Genomic DNA, 21,328 nt, shown 5'->3' on the forward strand with positions numbered 1-21,328 from the left:
CGCTCCGTCACCGCTTCTCCTGCTTATTGGGCAACGGCGCGAACAACGCCTCGATATCCTCATTGCCCAACTGCCAATCACCCGTGGTTCGTCCATCCAGCACCCCCGCCGCCAGATCGGATTTCTCCTTTTGCAGGTGCTGGATTTTCTCTTCCACCGTGCCGCGCGCAATCATCTTGTAGACGAATACCGGTTTCTCCTGGCCGATGCGATAGGCACGGTCAGTGGCCTGGTTTTCCGTGGCCGGGTTCCACCAGGGATCGTAGTGGATCACGGTGTCGGCTTCTGTCAGGTTCAGGCCCACACCGCCGGCCTTCAGGCTGATCAGAAATATCTGCAGCTTGCCGCTCTGGAAGTCCTTGACCGGCGTGCGCCGATCACGGGTCTGCCCGGTCAGTAGTGCGTAGGCAATGCCGCGTTTTTTCAGCTCGGCTTCGATCAGGCTCAGCATCGACGTGAATTGGGAAAACAACAGGATCCGCCGACCTTCGGCAAACAGCTCGTCGAGCATGTCCATCAAACTGTCGAGCTTGCCCGAGCTGCTGCCGCGAGCGGGCAGGGTGGCATCGTTGATCAGGCGCAGGTCGCAGCACACTTGGCGCAGCTTGAGCAGCGCCTCAAGGATGATGATCTGGCTGCGTGCCACGCCTTTGCGGGTAATCTCGTCGCGGACCTTTTTGTCCATGGCCAGGCGCATGGTCTCGTACACGTCGCGCTGGGCTTCGTTGAGGTCGACCCAGTGGATGATCTCGGTCTTCGGCGGCAGTTCGGTAGCCACCTGTTCCTTGGTGCGACGCAGTAGAAACGGCTTGATCCGACCGTTCAGGTGCTGCAATCGCACATCGCTGGCGCGCTTTTCGATGGGCACGCGGTAGTCGCGATTAAAGCTCTTCACATCGCCCAGCCAGCCCGGCAGCAGAAAGTGAAACAGCGACCACAGCTCGCCCAAGTGGTTTTCCAGCGGCGTGCCGCTCAGGCACAGGCGCTGCCGTGCGTTCAGCTCGCGTGCCGCCTGGGCGGCCTTGCTGGTCGGGTTCTTGATGTACTGCGCTTCGTCGAGGATCAGCACATGCAAGGGCAGGGTGGCCAGATGCTCGATGTCCTTGGGCAGCAGTGCATAGGTGGTGAGCAGCAGGTCATAGTCCTGCAAATTTGGGAGATGTTTCTTACGTCCGGCACCGTACAGTGCCAGTACTTTCAGTTGCGGGGTGAAGTGCGCTGCTTCATCAAGCCAGTTAGGGATCAGACTGGTGGGCATCACCACCATGCAGGGCCGGTCCAAGCGCCCGGCGTTTTTTTCGCTGAGAATATGCGCCAGGGTTTGTAGGGTTTTGCCCAGGCCCATGTCATCCGCCAGAATGCCGCCCACCTCTAATTGCCGCAGCGATTGCATCCAGCTCAAGCCTTCCAACTGGTAAGGGCGCAACGTCGCGTTCAAGCCTTCGGGGGCCGCGCAGGTGAAGTCCTTGATGTCCCGCAGGCGTTGGGCGAAGTTGCGGATTTTGTCACCGCCCTCCCATTGCAGAGGCAGGCCTTCCAGCGGGTTGAGTCGGACCGCATCGGCCTTGGCCAAGCGCAGCGCAGTACTGCCCGGTTCCTGCAGGTAGAACTCACCAAGGGTGGCCAGCACCGGTTTCAAGCGACCGTAGGGCAGCGCCACCTGCACGGGGCCATGGTCGCCGTTGGGCGCGGCGGGGATGTTCACCAGGATCAGTTCATCGTCGCGGCGCCGTGCGAGCTTCTCCGGGTTGAGGATTTCGGTGTGAGAGCGCATCAGGTTCAGCAGGATCGGCAACAGGCTCAGTCGCTGGCCATTGACGATAATCCCCAACTCAAGGTCGAACCAATCACGTTCCGGGCCTTCATCGACGGTGGCGTACCAGTCGTCCACCGCGCTGAGGTCGAAGCCGAAATCGTCGTCGAGCAGCAATTCCCAGCCCTCGGCGCGTAGGGTCGGCGAGTCGTTGAGGGTGAAATTCAGCCAGGCGCTGTCGTTGATCATCTCGAACAGCTCGCCGGCGCTTTCCGGCAAGGCTTTGCTCTGACGCGTGGCGATCTTGAAACCCAGCAGGCGCAGCTGTTCGCGGTAGGCCTGTTCCACCTCCGGGTGTCGCTTGATCCGCAGGCTTTGGGTTTCTTGACGCACGATGATGTCAGCGTGTTTTTGCCCGCTGACGTAGTTACCCAGGTAGTTGAACGCCAGTGCCGCGCGGTGCTGGATATAGCGTTGCATCTTGCCGTTGCGCGGTTCGAATGCGCTGAACTCGGCGCTGGCCAGCCACAGGCGCGGCACCGGTTGCACGTCCTCCATCAGCACTTGCGGCAGGACCACGCGGTTATCCAGCACGGCCTGGAGTTTTTCCAGCAACTCGGCATCTTGAGCCGCCGCCGGGTAGGCCAGGGTTTCCTGAACCTTGAGTAGCACAGCCGCGATATGTTTGCAGTTGCTGTGTACGGGGCAGGTGCAGCGGCTGTCCACCAGGAGCAGCGCGCCTTTGGCCGACTCGCGCAGCGAAATGGTCTGCCGGTACACATTGCCGCCCGAGCCTTCGCAACTGGCGATAATGGTGCTGTCGCCGGACTCGACAATCCGCACGCGGTTTTCCAACGCATAACGCCGCCCACGCTCCAGGCTTTGTTCTTTGAAGCGATTGGCCCATGAAGGGGCAAGGGGCTTGGTCAACGGCGGGGTGAGGGGCATGGCGCTGGATCAGTCCTGCAGGTCGGGCGGTGGTGCGCTGGGCGGTTTGGCGGTCAGTGAGGTGATTTTGATCAGCAGCGCCAAATGGCCGCCATCCAGGTAGTTGAGCTGGTTGTTCTTGGTGCGCACGTCTTTCTGCGCCAGGTGTTCGCTGGCGACCACGCTGCCGTTGCTGTCGAATTGGTTGATCCAGAAATCCGCATCGATATCGGTGAAACGGCCCAGTTGCAGGTTCAGCACGCCCTCGATGGGGAATTGGCCGAACTGCTCCTTACCCTCGGCGATGGCGATTTTCACCGGTTGTTCGCCGAGGTTCTGCTCCCAGGCCTTATGGGCCAACACCGTGTAGTTGGCGTCGCCACGCAGTTTGTCGACGATAGCGCTCAGGCGCGGTGGGCTCATTTTGTCGCCCAGGCGCTCAGCGCCGTCATCCCAGGTTTCCGGCGCGGCGCGACTGTAGATCACCGGTTCGGCGTTCTGACGCACCAGGATCATTTCCACCTGGTACGGGCTGTCGGCAAACGCCGGGGGCGCAAGTATCACTAACAACAGGCTCAGAATGCGGGACAGGCGCATTGGGGCGTCCTTCAAACAGATTTCGGGATAAGGCGCTCGAACAGCGCCTCCAGGGTATTGAAGCGTTCGTCGGCGCGTTCCATCGGCACCATGAATTTGAACAGCGTAGCCCCTTCGAACTTGTAGCGGTTGGGCTGGCCCTGGATCAGTTTGATCAGTACCAGCGGGTCGACCGGCGTCTGCGCTTCGAATTCGATACGCCCGCCCTGGGGCCCGGCGTCGACCTTCTTGATCCCCAGTTGCTCGGCCTGCAATTTGAGTAGGGTCAGGCGTACCAGGTTCTTGGTCGGCTCCGGCAACAAGCCGAAGCGGTCGATCATCTCCACTTGCAGGTCCTTGAGCCCCTCTTCATCGGTGGCCGAGGCGATGCGTTTGTACAGGATGAGTCGCGCGTGCACATCCGGCAGGTAGTCCTCGGGAATCAACGCCGGCAGGCGCAGGTTGATTTCCGGACCGCCGCCCAAAGGCTGATCGAGGTTCGGCTGTTCGCCCTTGCGGATGGCTTTGACTGCCCGTTCGAGCATTTCCATATATAAGGTGAAACCCACGGCCTGGATCTGCCCGCTCTGGCCGTCACCCAGCAGTTCGCCGGCGCCACGGATTTCCAGGTCGTTGGTGGCCAGCACAAAGCCGGCGCCGAGGTCTTGGGTGTTGGCGATGGCTTCCAGGCGTTTCTCCGCGTCGCCGGTGATCTGCTGGCGTGGCGGGGTGAGCAAGTAAGCGTAAGCCTGGTGATGGCTGCGTCCGACCCGGCCGCGCAACTGGTGCAGTTGCGCCAGGCCGAACTTGTCGGCGCGCTCAATGATGATGGTGTTGGCGCTCGGCACGTCGATGCCGGTCTCGATGATGGTCGAGGCGATCAGCACGTTGAAGCGCTTGTGGTAGAAGTCGCTCATTACCTGTTCGAGTTCGCGCTCGCGCATCTGGCCGTGGCCGATGGCGATCCGCGCTTCGGGCACCAGTTCGGCGAGGTCGGCAGCGCATTTCTCGATAGTCTTGACGTCGTTGTGCAGGTAATACACCTGGCCGCCGCGCAGCAACTCCCGCAGCAGCGCTTCCTTGACCGTGCTTTTGTTCTGCTCCATCACGAACGTGCGCACCGACAGGCGCCGCGCCGGTGGCGTGGCGATGATGGACAGATCGCGCATGCCCGACACCGCCATGTTCAGCGTGCGCGGAATCGGCGTGGCGGTCAGGGTGAGGATATCGACTTCGCTGCGCAGGGCCTTGAGCTGTTCTTTCTGGCGCACGCCGAAACGGTGTTCTTCGTCGATGATCACCAGGCCCAGGTTTTTGATCTTCACATCGTCCGACAGCAGTTTGTGAGTGCCGATCACGATATCGATCTTGCCTTCGGCCAGGTCGGCGACGGCGGCGTTCACTTCTTTGGCGGACTTGAAACGGCTCATCACTTCCACGGTCACCGGCCAATCGGCAAAGCGATCGCGAAAGCTGTTGTAGTGCTGCTGGGCGAGCAGGGTGGTGGGCACCAGAATTGCCACTTGCTTGCCGCCGTGCACCGCGATGAAGGCGGCGCGCATGGCCACTTCGGTCTTGCCGAAGCCCACGTCGCCACACACCAGGCGGTCCATTGGCTTGGGCGCGAGCATGTCGGCGCGCACGGCTTCGATGGTGGTCTGCTGATCCGGGGTTTCTTCAAAGGCGAAACCGGCGCTGAAGGTGGCGTAGTCGGCTTTCGGGTCGGCGAATGCATAACCTTCGCGCGCCGCGCGCCGGGCGTAGATGTCCAGCAGCTCGGCGGCCACATCGCGCACCTGCTCGGCGGCCTTGCGCTTGGCTTTTTGCCAGGTCTCGGAACCCAGGCGATGCAGCGGCGCCAGGGCGTCGTCGCTGCCGGTGTAACGCGCAATCAGGTGCAGGTTGGCCACCGGCACATAGAGCTTGGCGCCCTCGGCGTATTCCATGGTGAGGAATTCGGCGGCCTGGTTGTCGATCTCCAGGGTCTGCAGGCCCAGGTAGCGGCCGACACCGTGGTCGATATGCACCACCGGCGCGCCTTCGCGCAGTTCGGTGAGGTTTTTGATCACCGCGTCATTGTTGGCGTCCGCGCGTTTTTCCCGGCGCCGACGCTGCATCACGCGTTGACCGAACAATGGGCTCTCGGCAATCAACGCCAGGGCTGGGTCATTCAGCAGCAAGCCTTCGTCCAGGGGGGCGATGGTGATCGCCAGGCGATCCTTGCTCGCGACGAAGTCCGGCCAACTGTCGACGTTCTTCGGGCGCAGTTTAAGGCGTTCGAGCAACTCCAGCAGCACTTCGCGGCGCCCGGCGGATTCGGCGGTAAACAACACGCGGCCCGGGAAGTCGCCAAGGAAGGTGGACAGCGCTTCCAGCGGCTGGTTGGCCTTGGCTTCAATCGCCAAGTCAGGCAGCGCTTGCGCGGGGAAGCGCTCGCGGCCACTGCCGGCATCCACGTCCTGCTGGCTGGCGACGACCCGCGGCCAGTTTTTCAGGCGCGCGAAACAATCTTCCACCGGCAGGAACAGCTCGGCGGGCGGCAATAAAGGACGGGAAGGGTCGACGCGGCGCTCTTCATAGCGGTTGCGCACGTCGTTCCAGAAGTTTTCCGCGGCCTGCTCGATGCCCGGCAGCGAGAACACTTGGGTGTCCTGGGGCAGGTAGTCGAACAGGGTGGAGGTTTCGTCGAAAAACAGCGGCAGGTAGTACTCAATACCGGCGGGTGTAATCCCGCTGCTCAGGTCTTGGAAGATCGGGCAGCGGCGGAAGTCGACGTCGAAGCGTTCACGGAAACGCGCTTTGAAGCGGGTCACCGCATCTTTTTGCAACGGAAATTCCCGCGCCGGCAGCAGTTTGATCGATTCGACCTTGTCGATGGAGCGCTGGTTTTCCGGATCAAAGGTGCGCAGGGTTTCGATTTCGTCGTCGAACAGATCGATGCGATAAGGCAGCTTGCTGCCCATCGGGAACAGGTCGATCAGCGCGCCGCGCACCGCGAACTCGCCGTGCTCGTACACGGTGTCCACACAGCGGTAGCCACTGGCTTCCAGGCGCGTGCGCATCTGTTCGACATCGAGCTTCTGGCCGACATCCAGCACCAGACTGCTGCCCAGCAGGAACTTGGTCGGCGCCAGGCGGTGCAGCGCCGTGGTGATTGGCACCACGAGCACGCCGTGGGCCAGTTCCGGCAGACGGTACAGGCTGGCGATGCGCTGGGAAATGATGTCCTGATGCGGTGAGAACAGGTCGTAAGGCAGGGTTTCCCAATCGGGAAAATGCAGCACCGGCAAATCGGGGGCGAAGAAGCTCAGCTCCTGCTCCAACCGTTCGGCGCTTTGGCTATCGGCGGTAAGCAGCAGGGTAAAGCGCTTGGCTGCGCTGGCAGCCTCGGCGATGGCCAGGCTCAGGGCGGCACCGGGCAGGTTGCCCCAGTGCTGTTTACCTGCCGCGGCAGGGAGTTGCGGTAGACGCAGAACGGGCACGGAAGGTTGAGCTCCAAGCGTTGCGACAAAGTCGGTAATTGTAACGGCCCCAGGTGCCGCCTGTCAGTTGCTGACTGAGCCTATTACGGTTTGTAGGAAATGTAGTGGCTAAGACAAACAAAGCGGTGTTTTGACTCAATATGTAGTGCCAAAACGCGTGGGGTTTTCGGAGGGTTACGGACAAGTCGCCCGAGGCGTTCCAATGGTGGCCTTCTGAAAGCCGCGTATTTACTGGGCTGCAGCGGGGTCGCTTTTTTTCGCGAGGCCTTTTTGTTGTGGTCGGCGCATTGCTCCGAGGGCGGTCGGGCGTCATAATGTAGCCCCTTTTTTCAGCCCCTACATGTGGAAGGTTCCCGTGACTCAGAAGCCCGACCAGTGTCTTGGTGAATGGATCGACCGTGAAGCACTCGCAGAAGCGATGATCCCGCTCATCGGTCAGCTCTACCGCAATAACAATGTGGTGAGTTCGATCTATGGCCGCAGCCTGATCAACCAGTCAGTCATCGCGATTCTCAAGGCGCATCGCTTTGCTCGCCATCGTTCTGCCGACGACAGCGAACTCTCCGTCCACGAAACATTCCCCCTGCTCAAGGCCATGAGCGAGCTCAAGCTCGGCGCGGCTTCGGTAGACCTGGGCAAATTGGCCTACAAATTCCGTACCGAAGCCAACGGCCGTAGCGCCGAGCAGTTCGTGCGTGAGGAAATGGCCGATGTGGTTGGCCAGCAAAACGCCGCCGCTCGCAAGGGCACCGACGTCGTGCTGTATGGCTTTGGCCGTATCGGCCGCCTGCTGGCGCGCATCCTGATCGAAAAAACCGGTGGCGGCGACGGCCTGCGTCTGCGTGCCATCGTGGTGCGCAAAGGCGCCGAGAACGACCTGACCAAGCGCGCCAGCCTGCTGCGTCGCGATTCGGTCCACGGCCCGTTCAACGGCACCATCGTCATCGACGAAGAAAACAACACCATTACCGCCAACGGTAACCTGATCCAGGTGATCTACGCGAAGAACCCGACCGAGGTGGACTACACCCAGTACGGCATCAAGGACGCCCTGCTGGTGGATAACACCGGTGTATGGCGTGATGCCGAGGGCCTGGGCCAGCACTTGCAGTGCCCAGGTATCGCTCGCGTTGTTCTGACCGCGCCTGGCAAGGGCAAGCTCAAGAACATCGTGCACGGCATCAACCACGCTGAAATCACCGCTGACGATAAGATCGTGTCTGCCGCGTCCTGCACCACCAACGCCATCGTGCCGGTGCTCAAGGCCGTCAACGACAAGTTCGGCATCGTGAATGGTCACGTTGAAACCGTTCACTCGTACACCAACGACCAGAACCTGATCGATAACTTCCACAAAGGCGATCGCCGTGGTCGTAGCGCCGCGTTGAACATGGTGATCACCGAGACCGGTGCCGCCACCGCCGCTGCCAAGGCCCTGCCTGAATTGGCCGGCAAGCTGACCGGCAACGCGATCCGTGTTCCGACGCCTAACGTGTCGATGGCCATTCTCAACCTGAACCTTGAGAAAGCCGCTACCCGCGAAGAGATGAACGAGTACCTGCGCTACATGGCGCTGCACTCCGATCTGCACAAGCAAATCGACTTCGTCAATTCTCAGGAAGTGGTGTCCACCGACTTCGTCGGCTCGCGCCACGCCGGTGTGGTGGACGCAGAAGCGACCATCACCCAGGACAACCGCGTTGTGCTGTACGTGTGGTACGACAACGAGTTCGGTTACAGCTGCCAGGTGGTGCGTGTGATGGAAGACATGGCCGGGGTCAACCCGCCTGCGTTTCCGCGCTAAGCCTCTGCGCTGAATGAAAAAGCCCCGACTGGTTCGGGGCTTTTTTGTGGCCAGGTTTTTGTGTGGCCTGGGGTGCCTGATCGGGGGCAAGCCCCCTCCCACAGTTTGATTTGTGAATATATTCAAAGGTGGGAGGGGGCTGCCCCCGATAGTGGTGGTGCAGCCGACACATCAATTCAGCAATCGATCCCGCAAACTGTCCGACAACCCCCCGGGCGCGAGCCAGATGCCTAGGTAGGCCCTCGCCAGTTCATCATCAACACTGCTGAAAACCACCTGCCCATTGATCTCCAGCTTCAAACCGCGACCGGGATGAAAATCCAGGGCATAACGATCACCGTTGCGGATGTCGCGAAAACTGGCGTGCAATTTATCCAGTTCCGGCTTTAATCGAGCGTTGGCGTGTTGGCGCGCCAGGGTGGTCGTGGCGGCCTTGATCACGTCACTGCGGTCGATGTCGCGAAAGTAATACAGCGTCAGGCGCAAGGCTTTCTGCTGGTCCCAGGCGTGCCTTGCGCTGAGCCCTGCCGGGGCATACAGCGCTGCGGCATACACGTCTGCCCACAGATAGTTGAGCACCGCCTGGTTTTTTCGCGTCAGTCCTTCGACCTGTGCCGGGAAGCCAGCTTGCTTAAGGCGCTGCGCATCGCTGGCGTGCGCCGTGATCGACACCATCAGCATTAAACAAAACAATAGTTGTCGCATAATGGGCTCATCCTGAAATCGGCGCTGATTTGCGTCCTGTAGTATGGCAAGACTGGCCTATGACGCGACCAAGGGTTAATGTGCGCGGCGTTGAGCCTTATATAGACTGTGCCCCGGTTCACACACTTGAGCCAAATTGTCCTTCATGACCGCTGGCCGCGGCATGATTTAGCCCGGCGTCCTACCGTACGCCTGGCCTGTTCTGAGGAGTACGCATGGCTGTCTACAACTACGACGTGGTGGTACTGGGTTCCGGCCCAGCTGGAGAAGGTGCGGCGATGAACGCCGCGAAGGCAGGGCGCAAGGTGGCGATGGTCGATAGCCGTCGCCAAGTCGGCGGTAACTGCACCCACCTGGGTACCATCCCGTCCAAGGCCTTGCGTCACTCGGTGCGCCAGATCATGCAGTTCAACACCAACCCGATGTTCCGGGCTATTGGTGAGCCGCGTTGGTTTTCGTTCCCGGATGTGTTGAAAAGCGCCGAGAAAGTCATCTCCAAGCAGGTGGCCTCGCGCACCGGTTACTACGCCCGTAACCGTGTCGACCTGTTCTTCGGCACCGGCAGCTTCGCCGACGAGCAGACCATTGAAGTGGTGTGTTCCAACGGCGTGGTCGAGAAACTGGTGGCCAAGCACATCATCATCGCCACCGGCTCGCGCCCGTATCGCCCGGCGGATATCGATTTCCATCACCCGCGTATCTACGATAGCGACACCATCCTGAGCCTGGGCCACACCCCGCGCAAACTGATCATCTACGGTGCCGGCGTGATCGGCTGTGAGTATGCGTCGATCTTCAGTGGCCTGGGTGTACTGGTGGAGCTGGTGGACAACCGCGATCAGTTGCTGAGTTTCCTCGACTCGGAAATTTCCCAGGCGTTGAGTTACCACTTCAGCAACAACAACATCACCGTGCGCCATAACGAAGAGTACGAGCGGGTCGAAGGCCTGGACAACGGGGTGATCCTGCACCTCAAGTCCGGCAAGAAGATCAAGGCCGACGCCTTGCTGTGGTGCAACGGGCGTACCGGCAACACCGATAAGCTGGGCATGGAAAACATCGGGGTCAAGGTCAACAACCGTGGCCAGATCGAAGTGGACGAGAATTACCGTACCTGCGTGGCCAACATCTATGGCGCCGGTGACGTGATCGGCTGGCCTAGCCTGGCCAGTGCCGCCCATGACCAGGGCCGTTCGGCCGCCGGCAGCATCGTCGATAACGGCAGCTGGCGCTATGTGAACGACGTGCCCACCGGCATCTACACGATTCCGGAAATCAGCTCCATTGGTAAGAACGAGCACGAGCTGACCAAGGCCAAGGTGCCCTACGAAGTGGGCAAGGCGTTCTTCAAGAGCATGGCGCGTGCGCAGATCGCCGGTGAGCCGCAAGGCATGCTGAAGATTCTGTTCCACCGTGAAACCCTGGAGGTCCTCGGCGTGCATTGCTTCGGCTACCAGGCGTCGGAGATCGTGCACATCGGCCAGGCCATCATGAACCAGCCAGGTGAGCAAAATACCCTCAAGTATTTTGTGAACACCACCTTCAACTACCCGACCATGGCCGAAGCCTATCGGGTAGCGGCCTACGACGGCCTCAACCGGCTTTTTTGAGCGGCTCCGGCCGGTGGCCTGAGCCGGCCGGGGAGACCGATTTCAGTAATTCCCGAGGGTGGCAGTGGCCAAACCGGGAAAGTCTGTAATCAGGCTATCTACGCCGAAGTCGGCGAGCCTGCGCATCAGCGCGGGTTCGTTGACCGTCCACACGGATACGTGCAAACCCTGGCGTTGGGCTTTGGCCAGGCGCTCGGGTGTGCACAACGTCCAATTCAATGCCAAGTACTCACAGCCATAGTTCTGCGCGACCTTCAGCGGGTCGAGCCAGGCGTATTCTGCCACCAGCCCGCGTGACAGGTCCGGGGTGAGTTCCACCGCCGCCTTGAGCACTTCCCTTGAGCTGGACGTAACGGTGACCTTGTCCATCAGGCCGAAGCGCACCGCCATCTCGCGGATCGCCAACACAGTGGTCGCGGCGCGGGTGCGCGAAGCGCTTTTGACTTCCAGTTGCCAGTGATCGAAATCGCATTGTTCGAACAGTTCTTCCAGGCGCGGGATAGGGCAGGGCGAGACCCAGCCCGGGCCGCCCTTGCGCGCGTCCATTTTCACCAGGTCGGCCGCCGAATACTCGACCACCTTGCCGCGCCGGTCGGCGGTGCGCTTGAGGGTCGGGTCGTGGATGACCATCAGCTCGCCATCCATGGACAGGTGCAGGTCCAGTTCGCAGCGGCGTACGCCGTGCTTGAGGCATTGCTGAAAGCTGGTCAGGGTGTTTTCCGGTGCTTCGCCTTTGGCGCCGCGATGGCCGTAAATCAGGGTCACAGTTGCTCCTTTTCGCCAGGTCGTCCGGCGGGTGTATACGAATTCAGGTGGCCTGGGCGTCGCTTTTTTCCCGCGCCAGGCGCCGCTCCTGGGCTTGTTTTTGCAGGATGTAGCGCGCCAGCAACTGGCGTTGGGCATCGGTCATGGATTCGAATTCCGTGCCGACGTCGAAGCCGTCGCCCTTGGCTTCGCAATGGGTGACCTTGGCGCGCAGCAACAGGCCCAGCGCCTGGGGCATCAGCACCAGCTTGACCGCCAGGTGGGCACCCACAGTCAAGGATGAGGGGTATTGGAAGTCGATGCCGCCTTCGGAGATGATCACGGGCTGCGGCGCGCCCACTTCGTCCAGCAGGCCGAGCGCCATGACTTGGCTGAGCAGGTCCAGGCGTTTGTTCTGGACTTTGAGGAACGCCGCCAGGCTTCGATCTTTCTCGCTGATCTGGCGCAACAGGTGCTGAGCTTCGAATTCGCTCAAGTGCAATTCACTGAGCAGGTTGAACAGCGGTGAATCATCCAGCAATACTTCCTTGCCCGCTGCTTCAGGGGCAGACAGGCTTTTGATTTGAAGTGCGATCATGTCGTCGATACGGTAGTATTCGCGGCGCTCTTCTTCATCTAATGTCGTCATGGCGAACCCCTGCTGGCGGTAATGGTCTGAGTGTAAAGCTGCTTACCAGACCCCGCCACCGGGACGTCTTCTTTTCCTCCGAACAAGCCCCGACATGTTCAGACCTCTCTTCGTATTTATCGGCACGCGTTATACCCGTGCAAAGCGTCGCAATCATTTTGTGTCGTTCATTTCCTTGACCTCGATGATCGGGCTCGCCTTGGGCGTGGTCGTGATGATTGTGGTGCTGTCGGTGATGAACGGTTTCGATCATGAGATGCGCACCCGCGTGCTGGGCATGGTGCCCCACGCGACCATCGAAGCCAGCGAGCCCATCAGCGACTGGCAAAGCCTGGCCGATAAGGTCAAGCAGAACCCCAAGGTCGTGGCCGTTGCGCCGTTCACCCAGATGCAGGGGTTGCTGACCAACGACGGCAAGGTGCAGAAGATCCTGCTTAACGCCATCGACCCGGCTCAGGAACGCAAGGTCTCGATCATCGACCAGTTTATGCTGCAGGGCCGGCTCGACGACCTGGCCCCGGGCAGTTTTGGCATCGTTATCGGTGACAAGGCCGCGGCCAAGCTCGGCGTGGGTATCGGTGACAAGCTCACCTTCGTCGCCCCGGAAGTCACCGTGACCCCGGCCGGCATGTTTCCGCGCATGAAGCGTTTTACCGTGGTCGGCACCTTCCACGTCGGCGCTGGCGAGATCGACGGCTACCTCGGTCTGACCAATCTCACCGACCTGGCGCGCCTGCATCGCTGGCAGCCGGACCAGGTGCAGGGCCTGCGCCTGAAATTCAGTGACTTGTTCGACGCCCCGCGCGGTGCCTGGGAAATTGCCCAGCACCTGGGCGAGTCCGAGTATTACGCCCGCGACTGGACCCGCACCCACGGCAACCTGTACCAGGCCATCCGCATGGAAAAAGCCATGATCGGTCTGCTGTTGTTGCTGATCGTTGCCGTGGCGGCGTTCAACATCATCTCCACCCTGGTGATGGTGGTGAACGATAAAAAAGGCGACATCGCCATCCTGCGCACCCTCGGCGCCACGCCGGGTCAGATCATGGCGATCTTTATGGTGCAGGGCACCGTGATCGGCGTGGTCGGTACCTTGATCGGCACCGCCGTCGGGATCCTTGCTGCGTTGAACGTCAGCGCGGCCATCGCCGCACTGGAAACCCTGATCGGCCACAAGTTTCTTAACGCCGACGTCTACTTCATCGACTATCTGCCGTCCCAGGTCCAGACCCAGGACGTGTTGATGGTAGGCGGCGCGGCGTTGGTCCTGAGTTTCCTTGCCACCCTGTATCCAGCCTGGCGCGCGGCACGTACCCAGCCAGCACAGGCCTTACGTTATGAGTGAATCGGGCATGAGTGAAAAAGCAATCCTGAGCTGCCGCAACCTGGGCAAATCCTACGAGGAAGGCCCGGAGTCCGTGGTGGTGCTGTCCAACCTGCAGCTTGAACTGCATCCGGGCGAGCGCGTGGCGATCGTCGGCAGTTCCGGTTCCGGCAAAAGTACCTTGCTCAACCTGTTGGGCGGCCTCGATACGCCGTCCCAGGGCAGCGTCTGGTTGGCCGGTGAAGAGTTGTCGGCCCTGGGTGAGAAAGCCCGTGGCCAGTTGCGCAACCGCTCGCTGGGCTTTGTGTATCAGTTTCACCACCTGTTGCCGGAGTTCACCGCTCTGGAAAACGTGTGCATGCCATTGCTGATCGGCAAAACCGCGATCCCCGAGGCCCGTCAACGTGCGACGGCGCTGCTGGAGCGTGTCGGCCTCGGCCATCGCCTGGAGCACAAACCCGCGGAGTTGTCCGGCGGCGAGCGTCAGCGTGTGGCCATTGCCCGTGCCCTGGTGAACAACCCGGGCCTGGTGATGCTCGACGAGCCCACCGGCAACCTTGATTCGCACACTGCCCAGGGCATCAAGGACCTGATGCTGGAACTGAGCACCCAGATGCGCACCGCGTTCCTGGTGGTGACCCATGACATGAGCATGGCCCGGCAGATGGACCGCGTGTTGCACTTGCAGGAAGGTCATCTGGTCGCCATCTGACCTGTTTCAAGCCCGGCGCATGATGCCGGGTTTTCTATTTTTCCAACGGTGCCCGCGAATGTTCAGACCGTTATCGATTTTTATCGGCACGCGCTATACCCGCGCCAAGCGCCGCAACCGTTTTGTCTCGTTTATCTCGATGACCTCGATGATCGGCCTCGCCCTCGGCGTACTGGCGATGATCGTGGTGCTGTCGGTGATGAACGGCTTCCAGCGCGAAATGAGTTCGCGCATTCTCGGCATGGTGCCCCATGCGACCATTGTCGGCGTCAAGCCCATTGACGATTGGCAGCCAGTGGCCGCCGCGGCGATGAAGAACCCGCAGGTCACCGCCGCAGTGCCTTTCACGCAAATGGACGGCATGTTTTCCTATAAGGGTGCCATGCAGCCGATTGAAATCAGCGGCGTCGACCCGGCCCAGGAAGGCAAGGTGTCGATCGTGGCCCAGCATATCGTGCGCGGCAAACTGGAAGACTTGAGGCCCGGCGAGTTCGGCGTGGTGGTCGGTGAGATCACCGCGCGGCGTTTCCGCCTCAATGTGGGCGACAAGCTGACCCTGATCGTGCCGGAACTCAGTAGCGCGCCGGGCGGCATCACCCCGCGCATGCAGCGGTTGAATGTGGTGGGGATCTTCAAGGTAGGCGCCGAGCTGGATGGTTCCATGGCGCTGATCAACATGGCCGACGCCGCCGAGATACAGCATTGGCAGCCCAACCAGGTGCAAAGCGTGCGTCTGGCGGTGAAAGACTTGTACGCGGCACCCAAGGTTTCGGCGGATATCGCCGCCAGTTTGGGCGCGGGCTACAAGGCCGATGACTGGACCCACACCCAGGGCAGCCTGTTCAGCGCCATGAAAATGGAAAAAACCATGATCGGCCTGTTGCTGCTGATGATCGTCGCCGTGGCCGCGTTCAACATCATCGCCACGTTGATCATGGTGGTGAACGACAAGGGCGCGGACATCGCGATCCTGCGCACCATCGGCGCCACGCCGCGGCAGATCATGGCGATTTTCATGGTGCAGGGCACCGTGATCGGCATCGTCGGCACCTTGATCGGCGGCGTACTCGGCGTGATCGCGGCACTGAACGTGAGCGAACTGGTGGGCTGGCTGGAGCGCGTGACCGGGCAGCATATCTTCAGTTCGGATGTGTATTTTGTCAGTAACCTGCCCTCCGAGCTGCAGGGCGGCGACGTGCTGCTGATCTGCTCGGCCGGTTTTGTGCTGAGCTTTCTGGCGACGATCTACCCGGCGTATCGCGCGGCGAAGATCGAGCCGGCACATGCGCTGAGATATTCGTAATTATTTGGACCGCTATCGGGGGCAAGCCCCCTCCCACATAAGAACGGCGTTCAAGGTGTGGGAGGGGGCTTGCCCCCGATAGAGCCGGCCTGTCTTGCATCAATTTACCCTGGGCAACTCAATCACAAACCTTGTCACTCCAGCCGCGGATTCACAAAAAATCCGCCCCCCATGGGCTCGCACGATCGACTGGGTAATCGCCAAGCCCAAGCCGGCATGCTCGCTGCTGCCTTCGCGCCGCGCTGGATCTGCCCGATAGAAGCGGTCGAACAACCTCGGCAGCAACGGCGCCGGGATGCCATCGCCAGTGTTTTCCACCGCCAACCTCACCCCGTGCGCATCCTCAAGCATCGTCACCCGCACTTCGCCCCCGGCCGGGGTGAAGCGCAGCGCGTTGTCCAGCAGGTTCGACAACGCCCGGCGCAACATGCCGCGATCGCCGCGCGTTTGGGCAGCGCCCTCACGCACCAGGCGCACATTGGCGTCTTCGGCCAGCAGCGCAAAAAACTCCAGCAGCGCCTCCACTTCATCCGCCAGCGCCAGGGGCTCGCGCTTGGGCGTGAGCAACCCATGGTCGGCCTTGGCCAGGTACAACATGTCGTTGACCAACTGCGCCATCCATTGCAGTTCTTCCAGGTTGCTGTGCAGCGCCTCGCGATAATCTTCCAGCGGGCGCGGCTGGGTGAGGATGACCTGGGTGTGGGTCAGCAGGTTCGACAGCGGCGTGCGCAGTTCATGGGCGATGTCGGCGGAGAACGCCGAGAGGCGCTGGAATGCGTCATCCAGGCGACCGAGCATGGCATTGAAGGCCTGGGCCAGTTCCGCCAGTTCGGCGGGCATATGTTGCTGGGGCAGGCGTTGGGTAAGGGAGTTGGCCGACACACTGGCCGCGACTTCGCCCATGCGCCGCAGAGGCCGCAACCCGCTGCGCGCAGCCCAGGCGCCGAGCAGGGCGGTGGCCAGTGCCGAGAGGCCGACGGTAAGCCAGATCAACTGTTGCATGCGTTGCAGGAAATGCTGATGGTGGGTGATATCCAGCAGCAGGCTCAGTTGCGGCGAATCGGCCTGGCCCACAATCAGCGGTGTGTTGAGCACCCGATAGTCCGTGCCGGCCAGTCGCAGGCTATGCAGGCCGGGCGATTCCGGCAGGGTCAGGTTCGCTGTGCTGTCAAACCAGCGCTGGCCGGCGGCCGTGATGCGCAGCGCCAGGTCCGGTTGGCGGCTGAGTTCGGCCTGTAAAGGGGCTTGGTGTTGGGCGAACGCGTGCGGGGAATCGACGCCTTGCAGGGTGCCGCGTAGCGCAGTCAGTTTGCTGTCTAGCAGTTGCTGGTCCAACTCCAGGAAATGCGCCTCGCTGGCTCGATTGAACAGCACGCCGGCCAACAACGAGACCACCGCAGTACAGGCGGCAAACAACAGCGCCAGGCGACTGGCCAGGGACAGGCGTCGGATCAATTGCTTCGCTCCTCCAGCACATAGCCCATGCCGCGCACGGTGTGGATCAGTTTATTGGGGAAGTTGTCATCGACTTTCAGGCGCAGACGGCGGATCGCCACTTCGATGATGTTGGTATCGCTGTCGAAATTCATGTCCCACACCTGGGAGGCAATCAGCGACTTGGGCAGCACTTCGCCCTGGCGCCGCAGCAGCAATTCGAGCAGGGAGAATTCCTTGGCCGTCAGGTCGATACGTTGGCCGTCGCGTTCGACGCGGCGGCGGATCAGGTCCAGGCGCAGGTCGGCCAACTGCAGCGCAGTCTCCTGGGGCGTGCTGCTACCGCGTCGTAACAGGCTGCGCACGCGGGCCAGCAGTTCGGAAAAGGCGAACGGTTTGACCAGATAATCATCGGCGCCCAGTTCCAGGCCATGCACGCGGTCTTCCACGGCGTCACGCGCGGTGAGGAACAGTACCGGCACTTCCAGGCCGGCGGCACGCACCGCTTGCAGGATTTGCCAGCCGTCGCGGTCCGGCAGCATGACGTCGAGGATCAACAGGTCGTAGTCACCGGACAATGCCAGGTGCTGCCCGGTAGTACCATCGATCGCCAATTCGGTGGTGAAACCTGCCTCGGCCAGGCCCTGGCGCAGGTAGTGGCCGGTTTTCGGTTGGTCTTCGACGATCAGCAGTTTCATGGGCGGCTCTAGGCAACGAGTAACGAAGGGCTTTATACCGTGGGCGCCAGGGCAAAGGCGCAACCTGACAAAGTTGTAATCTAGCAGTCAGCTGGCTGGCAGCGGCGCCATCTTAGAGTGCGTCTCAAGCGGATTACATTTTTTTGGAGAATAGCGATGGCATTGCGTACACCCCTGCTATTGGCGGGCTGCCTGTTGGCGTTGAGCTTCAATGCGCTGGCCGATGGTGCTTCCACCTATGCGTTCGGCCAGCCGGCGCCGGCCGACAAAGCCACGCGTACCGTGGAAGTGACGATGCAGGACATTGCCTACTCGCCAGCATCCATCGATGTAAAGGCCGGTGAGACGGTGCGTTTCGTACTGGTCAACAAAGGCAACCTGCTGCACGAATTCAACCTGGGCGACGCGGCGATGCATGCACAGCACCAGAAGGAAATGTTGCAGATGCAGGCCAGCGGCATGCTCACCGCCACCGGCATGGGAAAAATGGACCACAGCGCCATGGGGCACGATGGGATGATGAAACATGACGATCCCAACAGCGTGCTGGTGGAGCCGGGCAAGACGGCTGAACTGACGTGGACCTTCAAGCAAGCCACTGGCCTGGAGTTCGCGTGTAACCTACCGGGCCACTATCAGGCCGGCATGGTGGGTAAGGTCAACGTCAGCCAGTGAGCGGCTGAGGCGCAAAGGCGGGGGCAAGGCTGTTAGACTGGCGCGGTTTATTTAGCCAGGTTTCCGCCATGCATCCCGCAGCCGAACATTCGCCGCTGGGCAAGTCCAGTGAATACATCTCCACTTACACTCCGTCGTTGCTGTTCCCGATTCCCCGCGCCGCCAAGTGGGCCGAGCTGGGCCTGAGCGCCGAAACCCTGCCGTACCAAGGCGTGGATTTCTGGAACTGCTTCGAGCTGTCGTGGCTGTTGCCATCGGGCAAACCGGTGGTGGCCATCGGTGAATTCAGCATCCCCGCCGATTCGCCGAACATCATCGAATCCAAGTCTTTCAAGCTGTACCTCAACTCGTTGAACCAGAGTGCTTTTGCCGATAGCCAGAGCCTGGAAGCGACCCTGCGCGCCGACCTCAGCGCGGCCGCCGGCAAACCGGTGGGCGTGCGCATCCGCAGCCTGGCCGATGTTGAAGCCGAAGGCGTACAGGCGCTGCCGGGTGTATGTATCGACGATTTGGATATCAAGGTCAGCAGTTACGAACATCCGCGCCCAGAGCTGCTGCGCTGCGATGCATCGCGCACCGTCGAGGAGAGCGTGCATAGCCATTTGCTCAAGTCCAATTGCCCGGTCACCAGTCAGCCGGACTGGGGCAGCGTGGTGGTGGAGTACCGGGGGGCGGCGCTAGATCACGCCAGTTTGCTGGAATACCTGGTGAGCTTCCGCCAGCACTCAGACTTCCATGAGCAGTGCGTGGAGCGGATTTTCCTGGATGTGCAACGTTTGCTGAACCCGGAGAAGCTAACGGTGTATGCACGGTATGTGCGGCGGGGTGGGTTGGACATCAACCCATATCGAAGCACCGAGAATACTCAGTTCTTAAACATGAGGCTCGCGCGTCAGTAAGCCTTTATCCAAAAATACTGTGGGAGCTGGCTTGCCTGCGATTGCGATCTTTCAGTCATTTATCCAGTGACTGATACGCCGGTATCGCAGGCAAGCCAGCTCCCACATTTGGTCTTGGGTTCGGCTTGGGCTCGGGTTAGATGCCCATACTGCCCAGGGTAGTGACTATATTGCGAAACGCTCCAGCCAGCCCGGGATGACTGGATTCAAACTCGATCGCCGCTTTGTTGAAATCGTCGGCAATGCTGGGTGACTGGGCGCCCGGTTCCATTTGAAGTTGAAAATTCAAATCGGCAACCAGTTTTTCCAGTGCTTGGCGCTTTTCGAGGGGCAAATCTGGATGCTCTTCCAGTTGTTTGCTCACAATATCGGCCTGCTGTTTTAACTTCTCGCGATCAGGCATCACATTCTTCCTTTTATCGATAGGCACTGGCATAGACCGCGGCACGCCGGGAAAGGTCTACGGACTTACTCGTAGATTAATTCACTGGCGGCGACTGTGCATGATCTCGATCAGGGCTTCTCGCCTTTGAGTTGGCGCAGGCTGATGTCCGCCAGGCAGGTGCCGAGTTCGCCGAGGTGATCGATCACCGAGTGCACGCCCAGCCCATACAACGCCACGGTGGCTTTACCGCGCTTGTACTCGCGTTCCTGTTCGCTGAGCGCTTGCCATTGCTCGGGCGCCAGGCCGCACAGCGAGCCGCAGGAGGCCAGGCCGATGGTCCACAGTCCGGCATTCAAGCCTGACTGCAACAGGCGCGGCTCGCCGCTGACCAGTACGCAGCCTTCCAAGCGCTCGATATTCAACTCCATCAAGGCTTGCCAGCAGGCATGGGGCGCCGGCCAGCGGATCGGGGAGGGCGTCGCGGCCTTGAGCCAGCGCGGCAGTACGGCTGCCAATGGCGTGGTCACGGTAGGAGGCAGCTCATCCAACCAGGCGCACGGCACGCCTTGTTCCTTCAGGCTGCGTAGGACGTTCAGAGCGCCTGGGGTGGCTTGGGAGTGTGGCGACGATGAATCGGTGCGCGCCTGGGAACCAAAGTCCACCAGGCAGCCACTCAGGCCGAACAACACGGCAGTCAGGGTAGGAGCGCTGGCGTTGGCAATTTCGGCGTGTGGCATGTCGACGTCCCTGAAATAGCTCAAACGCTATCGAGACGGGATGACAAGGCGATGACAGCTTTATTTAATTGTAGGAATTTTGTCCATTTTGCGTATGTCGTTTCCTAGCGGCTGCCTAATTGGATACTTCCGTCATATACTAACGGCCTTATTCAGGGCATAGCGCCCATGACAGACCATTCAAGGAGCTAAAGCTATGCGCTGGAGCCATTATTTCGCTCAGCTGTCGGTGTGTGCCACTGTGATGCTGGCGCCGTTCGCCGTACAGGCTGCATCGGAAGACGATCCATGGGAAAGCATCAACCGCCCGATCTTCACATTCAACGACACGGTTGATACCTACGCCCTCAAGCCTTTGGCTCAAGGCTATCAGTGGATCACCCCGCAATTTGTCGAAGACGGCATCCATAACTTCTTCCGCAACATCGGCGATGTCGGCAACCTGGCCAACAACGTGCTGCAACTCAAGCCCCATAACGCAGGTGTGGATACGGCCCGTTTGCTGGTCAACACCACATTTGGCGTGCTGGGTTTTATTGATGTCGGCACCAAAATGGGGCTGCAACGCAGTGACGAAGACTTCGGCCAAACCTTGGGTTACTGGGGCGTGGGCAGCGGTCCTTACGTGATGCTGCCACTGTTGGGGCCAAGTACGCTGCGTGATGCGCCGTCCAAGTATGTCGATAGCTACACCCAGCCGTATCGCTATATGAACGATATCGACTGGCGCAACAGCACCATGGGCCTGAACATCATCGACACCCGTGCCAGCTTGCTCGACAGCGAGAAGCTGATCACCGGTGACAAGTACACCTTCATCCGCAATGCTTACCTGCAGAACCGCGAGTTCAAGGTTCGAGATGGCAAGGTGGTTGACGACTTTTAAGCTGTGACATATTGAAATGAAAAAG

18 protein-coding genes are annotated in these 21,328 nt (G+C 60.6%); 8 read left to right on the top strand and 10 right to left on the bottom strand.

Annotated elements, in window-relative coordinates:
* Positions 1–7 precede the first annotated feature (7 nt).
* From YA0848_RS03440 to mfd, 3 genes are read right to left on the bottom strand one after another with little or no spacing between them, the layout of a single operon-like run.
* Positions 8–2,701, bottom strand: a complete 2,694-nt coding sequence (locus tag YA0848_RS03440) for a DEAD/DEAH box helicase (RefSeq protein ID WP_034096481.1) — start codon at positions 2,699–2,701, stop codon at positions 8–10.
* Between the two features lie 9 nt (positions 2,702–2,710).
* Entirely contained in the window at positions 2,711–3,277 is a 567-nt protein-coding gene (locus tag YA0848_RS03445) for a CsiV family protein (protein WP_034096482.1), read from the bottom strand.
* 11 nt (positions 3,278–3,288) lie between these two features.
* Positions 3,289–6,738, bottom strand: coding sequence for a transcription-repair coupling factor (gene mfd / locus YA0848_RS03450; protein ID WP_034137408.1), 3,450 nt, complete (start codon positions 6,736–6,738; stop codon positions 3,289–3,291).
* A 340-nt stretch (positions 6,739–7,078) separates the two neighbouring features.
* On the opposite strand from mfd, the gene YA0848_RS03455 reads away from it, so the two are divergent.
* Positions 7,079–8,542: a glyceraldehyde-3-phosphate dehydrogenase gene (locus YA0848_RS03455; RefSeq protein WP_034096484.1), complete on the top strand. Its 1,464-nt coding sequence runs from the start codon at positions 7,079–7,081 to the stop codon at positions 8,540–8,542.
* 171 nt (positions 8,543–8,713) lie between these two features.
* Here YA0848_RS03455 and YA0848_RS03460 read toward each other — a convergent pair whose 3' ends face one another.
* Complete coding sequence (locus YA0848_RS03460; protein WP_040267645.1) at positions 8,714–9,247, bottom strand: chalcone isomerase family protein; 534 nt, start codon at positions 9,245–9,247, stop codon at positions 8,714–8,716.
* 215 nt (positions 9,248–9,462) lie between these two features.
* Here YA0848_RS03460 and sthA point away from each other — a divergent pair, with 215 nt between their 5' ends.
* Positions 9,463–10,857, top strand: coding sequence for a Si-specific NAD(P)(+) transhydrogenase (gene sthA, locus YA0848_RS03465; RefSeq protein WP_034096486.1), 1,395 nt, complete (start codon positions 9,463–9,465; stop codon positions 10,855–10,857).
* Between the two features lie 42 nt (positions 10,858–10,899).
* Here the strand turns inward: sthA and YA0848_RS03470 are convergent, their stop codons facing one another.
* Entirely contained in the window at positions 10,900–11,622 is a 723-nt protein-coding gene (locus tag YA0848_RS03470; RefSeq protein WP_034096487.1) for a glycerophosphodiester phosphodiesterase, read from the bottom strand.
* A gap of 43 nt (positions 11,623–11,665) precedes the next feature.
* Positions 11,666–12,250, bottom strand: coding sequence for a PilZ domain-containing protein (locus YA0848_RS03475; RefSeq protein ID WP_034112467.1), 585 nt, complete (start codon positions 12,248–12,250; stop codon positions 11,666–11,668).
* A gap of 94 nt (positions 12,251–12,344) precedes the next feature.
* Here YA0848_RS03475 and YA0848_RS03480 point away from each other — a divergent pair, with 94 nt between their 5' ends.
* The 3 genes from YA0848_RS03480 to YA0848_RS03490 are packed head-to-tail and all read left to right on the top strand — an operon-like array spanning position 12,345 to position 15,589.
* Positions 12,345–13,595, top strand: coding sequence for a lipoprotein-releasing ABC transporter permease subunit (locus YA0848_RS03480; RefSeq protein ID WP_034096489.1), 1,251 nt, complete (start codon positions 12,345–12,347; stop codon positions 13,593–13,595).
* A 7-nt stretch (positions 13,596–13,602) separates the two neighbouring features.
* Positions 13,603–14,286 carry a lipoprotein-releasing ABC transporter ATP-binding protein LolD gene (gene lolD / locus YA0848_RS03485; protein ID WP_162830773.1) on the top strand — a complete coding sequence of 228 codons (684 nt, stop codon included), beginning with the start codon at positions 13,603–13,605 and terminating at the stop codon, positions 14,284–14,286.
* A gap of 58 nt (positions 14,287–14,344) precedes the next feature.
* Positions 14,345–15,589 carry a lipoprotein-releasing ABC transporter permease subunit gene (locus YA0848_RS03490; protein WP_167416529.1) on the top strand — a complete coding sequence of 415 codons (1,245 nt, stop codon included), beginning with the start codon at positions 14,345–14,347 and terminating at the stop codon, positions 15,587–15,589.
* Between the two features lie 99 nt (positions 15,590–15,688).
* On the opposite strand, the gene YA0848_RS03495 is transcribed toward YA0848_RS03490, so the two are convergent.
* Both YA0848_RS03495 and YA0848_RS03500 read right to left on the bottom strand, forming a co-directional pair.
* Positions 15,689–17,044 (bottom strand): heavy metal sensor histidine kinase, encoded by a 1,356-nt coding sequence (locus YA0848_RS03495; protein ID WP_169867493.1) that lies wholly within the window; start codon positions 17,042–17,044, stop codon positions 15,689–15,691.
* Positions 17,041–17,721 (bottom strand): heavy metal response regulator transcription factor, encoded by a 681-nt coding sequence (locus YA0848_RS03500; RefSeq protein ID WP_034096492.1) that lies wholly within the window; start codon positions 17,719–17,721, stop codon positions 17,041–17,043. Before YA0848_RS03500 ends, YA0848_RS03495 begins: the two co-directional genes overlap by 4 nt.
* Before the next feature lie 156 nt (positions 17,722–17,877).
* On the opposite strand from YA0848_RS03500, the gene copI reads away from it, so the two are divergent.
* Positions 17,878–18,396 carry a copper-resistant cuproprotein CopI gene (gene copI / locus YA0848_RS03505; RefSeq protein WP_040267649.1) on the top strand — a complete coding sequence of 173 codons (519 nt, stop codon included), beginning with the start codon at positions 17,878–17,880 and terminating at the stop codon, positions 18,394–18,396.
* 68 nt (positions 18,397–18,464) lie between these two features.
* Complete coding sequence (gene queF / locus YA0848_RS03510) at positions 18,465–19,295, top strand: NADPH-dependent 7-cyano-7-deazaguanine reductase QueF (RefSeq protein WP_169867494.1); 831 nt, start codon at positions 18,465–18,467, stop codon at positions 19,293–19,295.
* Between the two features lie 136 nt (positions 19,296–19,431).
* Here the strand turns inward: queF and YA0848_RS03515 are convergent, their stop codons facing one another.
* Together YA0848_RS03515 and YA0848_RS03520 are read right to left on the bottom strand one after the other, a co-directional pair.
* Entirely contained in the window at positions 19,432–19,698 is a 267-nt protein-coding gene (locus YA0848_RS03515; protein ID WP_034096495.1) for a DUF4404 family protein, read from the bottom strand.
* Positions 19,699–19,808: 110 nt separating this feature from the next.
* Complete coding sequence (locus YA0848_RS03520) at positions 19,809–20,417, bottom strand: hypothetical protein (protein WP_034096496.1); 609 nt, start codon at positions 20,415–20,417, stop codon at positions 19,809–19,811.
* 196 nt (positions 20,418–20,613) lie between these two features.
* Here YA0848_RS03520 and YA0848_RS03525 point away from each other — a divergent pair, with 196 nt between their 5' ends.
* On the top strand, positions 20,614–21,303 hold the full coding sequence (locus YA0848_RS03525) for an MlaA family lipoprotein (RefSeq protein ID WP_034096497.1): 690 nt from the start codon (positions 20,614–20,616) through the stop codon (positions 21,301–21,303).
* The last annotated feature ends 25 nt before the right edge of the window (positions 21,304–21,328 follow it).

It is taken from the genome of Pseudomonas sp. S4_EA_1b, assembly GCF_016307435.1.
Taxonomy (GTDB): domain Bacteria; phylum Pseudomonadota; class Gammaproteobacteria; order Pseudomonadales; family Pseudomonadaceae; genus Aquipseudomonas; species Aquipseudomonas rhodesiae.